Source organism: uncultured Romboutsia sp., assembly GCF_958366745.1.
Classification (GTDB): Bacteria; Bacillota; Clostridia; order Peptostreptococcales; family Peptostreptococcaceae; genus Romboutsia; species Romboutsia timonensis.
Window position 1 is genome coordinate 1 of record NZ_CATXCO010000223.1, and the last position, 3,842, is coordinate 3,842.

Annotated in this window: 4 protein-coding genes; all 4 read right to left on the bottom strand. The window is 28.5% G+C overall.

What is annotated here, in order from left to right; translation table 11 throughout:
• Positions 1-490 (bottom strand): PfkB family carbohydrate kinase (locus Q5F54_RS11660; RefSeq protein WP_302334471.1); only part of this gene is annotated, 490 nt, incomplete at its 3' end.
• A 45-nt stretch (positions 491-535) separates the two neighbouring features.
• Positions 536-931, bottom strand: coding sequence for an RDD family protein (locus Q5F54_RS11665; RefSeq protein ID WP_288306990.1), 396 nt, complete (start codon positions 929-931; stop codon positions 536-538).
• On the bottom strand, positions 921-2,369 hold the full coding sequence (locus tag Q5F54_RS11670; RefSeq protein WP_288306991.1) for a glycoside hydrolase family 32 protein: 1,449 nt from the start codon (positions 2,367-2,369) through the stop codon (positions 921-923). Before Q5F54_RS11670 ends, Q5F54_RS11665 begins: the two co-directional genes overlap by 11 nt.
• Before the next feature lie 80 nt (positions 2,370-2,449).
• The coding region (locus tag Q5F54_RS11675; protein WP_331562779.1) for a PTS transporter subunit EIIC at positions 2,450-3,842 on the bottom strand (1,393 nt) is incomplete at its 5' end.

Sequence of the window (3,842 nt, forward strand, 5' to 3'; positions counted from 1 at the left end):
CGAAATAAGGCTCGTCAAAAAAACAACGAAAGGAATCTATTGCTTTTTTATGCGCTTCTTTCATTGGACAATCTATTAAATCTACAGAACAAAAATGTAAGCTATGACAATCATTAAACCACTCTTTATTTATTTCACTTTCATTTAACAACATATCCGCACTTGGATTTCTATAAAATGAAAAATCTCTATTTCCATCTTCTTTTAAAGAAACAAATGCAAGTCCAGTATTTGCTTTATTTGTCCTTAATACATAACTTGTATCAACATTAACTTTATTAAGTTCATCTATAATATAATCTCCAAATGCATCTTCACCTAGTTGTGAAATAAAATTAGATTTTCCTCCTAATTTACTAACTACTGCAGCTACATTAGCAGGTGCACCTCCTGCTACTCTTTCAAATCCAACTACTTCTTTTAAACTACAGCCCTTTTTATTGGGTATAAAGTCAATTAATGCTTCTCCTATAGTTATTATTTTTTTCATAATTTCCTCCGTTAATATCCCTATATTACAATATTTATTTCATTATTATACATTTATTACTTTTGTTCTTGCAATTATATCATGTAAGGCCTTACCATCTTCTCTCTTGCCCATAACATAATTTGAAACTAATACTAAAATAATACCGATAAAAGGTATAGTATAAATTACTTTACATAATTCTCTTACAATAATATGTACTAAACTTGGATTGTTATAATTATCTGTAACTATCTTCATTCCCATCATATATTTACCAAAATGATATCCTTTAAATATAACTGGTACTAGTATTAAATATATTGTAAATATTAAACTCCCAATGCTTAAGGCAAATGTAGAGTCTTTTCCTATATTTATAAAAATCCCTACTATCAATGCATAAATACCGACATTATCTATTAATAATGCAAATATTCTTGATGATATTTTAGTTTTCAATTTTATAGGCCTCCATTTCATAAATACAAATGCTACCTTTTAAATTTTCTCCACTAAGCTTTATTCCTACATTATCTTTAGTTGGATAGAATCTAGTAGTAAATACTTCTTCTCCATTATTAATAAATATTTCAATAGACGATGTATCACACAGTACTCTAAAGTTATTTAATTTATCTAAGCTAACACTTCTGTTAGTTCTTCCATAACCTCCATGTGTAAAAGATAATGTAAATAATTGTTTTTCTCTATCATAACTTAAATTTACACAATTTTTTATAATACTTTCAAGTTTATCACATTTTTCTAAATTAACAATCATATCAAATGTATCGTATGCATCTTCATTTATATTTGAATTTATTTCAATATATTTTTTATCTTTTCTTAACTTATTAATTTCCTCTACTGGATTTTGTATTAACTTATTATTTTTAATTTTAAGTTCTCTTGGTATAGTTAATGCATGCTGCCAACCATAATCTGTAGTTGGATTAGAATATAAATCCTCTATATCTGGAAGTCCCATCCATCCTATTAATATTCTTCTTCCTTTTGAATCTTCAAATGTTTGAGGGGCATAAAAGTCAAATCCTCTATCTAATTCTTCAAAATCCCTTAATTTATAATTATTAGTTTTATAATCTCCATCTATTATGTAGTATCCACTTTGATAAATATTATTATATTTTATACCTTCAGCATCTATTCCCTGTGGAGATATTAATAATATATTTTTTCCGTCTACATTAAATAAATCTGGACATTCCCACATATAACCAAACTTACTTTCACTTTTTATAATATTGATTACATTCCAGTTTATCATATCATCGCTTTCAAATAATAATACTTGACCTATATCATCTTTATCTCTAGCGCCTTGTACCATATAAAATTTATTATTTTCCATCCAAACTTTTGGGTCTCTAACATGACAAGTCATATTTTCTGGATAATCATCATTAGTCATTATTAATTTTTTATTTGTAAAAGTTTTTCCATCTTCACTTACTAAAAGAACTGTATTATGTCCTCTTCCAGATGAAATATAATCATGTTCTCCTACGTGCTTTACATTTCCAGTATAAAATATATTCATTTTTCCATTATGTACTATAGTTGAACCTGAATACGCTCCATGACAATCAAAAGGTTGGTCTGCAAATATTTCTGTACCATTATTTTTATAATTAATAAAATCTTTGCTAGTATAATGTCCCCAAAGCTTTATGCCTCCATTTGCATCAAATGGAGAGTACTGATAAAAGATATGATATTCACCATTAAATTCACAAAGTCCATTTGGATCATTTAACCATCCAACTGGTGGCATTAAGTGAAACTTTAATCTCCAGTAGTCTTTATTAACTCTTTCTTTTTCATTTTTTTCTATAAAGTTTACTAATTTTTTTAAATCTCTATTTAAAGCGTTCATTATTTCCTCCAATCATTATCTATAGCGATATTTTATATATATAATAAGGTGACAATATAATTTGCCACCTTATTGTAAAATTATTTAGATTCATCCCATCCCAATAATAATGTTGTAAAGAATGCAACCCCTAACGCTATTGCAAACATTATTATATAATTAATAGGTGAATGTAAATGTAATAGTATTCCAAATATTCCTGTAACTCCTGTTCCTGTAGCTCCAAGTCCAACTATTGACGCATATAATCCTCCTGCTGCTCCACCTAAAGCTGCCCCTATAAAAGGTTTTATATATCTTAAGTTTATTCCAAATATTGCTGGCTCTGTTATACCCAACATTGCACTTAATGCTGCTGGGAATGCTAATGATTTTAATTTTTTATTTTTAGTTTTTACACCTACTGCAAGTGTTGCACCACCTTGTGCTATATTTGCAGCTGATGCTATTGGCAACCAATATGTATATCCATAATTGGCAATTTGACCCATATCTATTATCGAATACATATGATGAATACCTGTAACAACTGTAGTTGCATATATTCCACCAATTATAAACCCACCTATCCCAAATGGTAATTGAACTATTTGTTGAACTCCAGTCAATAAAGAATTTTCTAAGAAAACAAATACTGGTCCAACTAATGTAAGAGTTAAATATCCAGTTATAAATACTGTAACTAATGGTGTTACGAATAAATCAATCATTTCTGGAACTATCTTATGAAGTTTATTTTCTATAAAGCTCATTATATAAACTGCTATTACTATTGGTATTATATGACCTTGATAAGCAACCATAGGAATCTCGTATAGTCCAAACCATACCGATTGATTTCTAAGAACACCTTCACTAGCTACAGTCCATGCATTTTGTAAATCTGGGTGTAACATAATCATAGCTATAACTGCACCTAAGAATTGATTTCCACCAAATACCTTTGCACTACTAAATCCAATAAGTATCGGTAAGAATATGTATGCTGCATTACTAAACATAGTTAAAAATACATACCATGATGCACTTGTATCTATTGCTAAATAACCATTATTTACACAGAAATTTATAGATTCCGTAAGTCCCATCATAAGACCTCCAGCTACTATTGCTGGTATAATAGGAACAAAAACATCACCTAAAGTCTTTATTATCTTTTTAAACTTATTATCATTTGCACTAGCTGCTTGTTTCAATTCTTCTTTTGATACTTCACCTTGACCAGTAAGTTGTGCAAATTCTTCATATACTTTATTTACTACACCTGTACCAAATATTATTTGAAGCTGTCCAGATGCAAAGAAAACTCCCTTTACCCCATCAATATTTTCTATAGCTTCTTTATTTACTTTTTCATTAGATTTAATTACTAATCTAAGTCTTGTTGCGCAATGAGCTGCTGATACTATATTTTCACTTGTACCAATTTCATTTATTATTTGTTGTGCTATTTCTTTATAATTTGATTTTTCT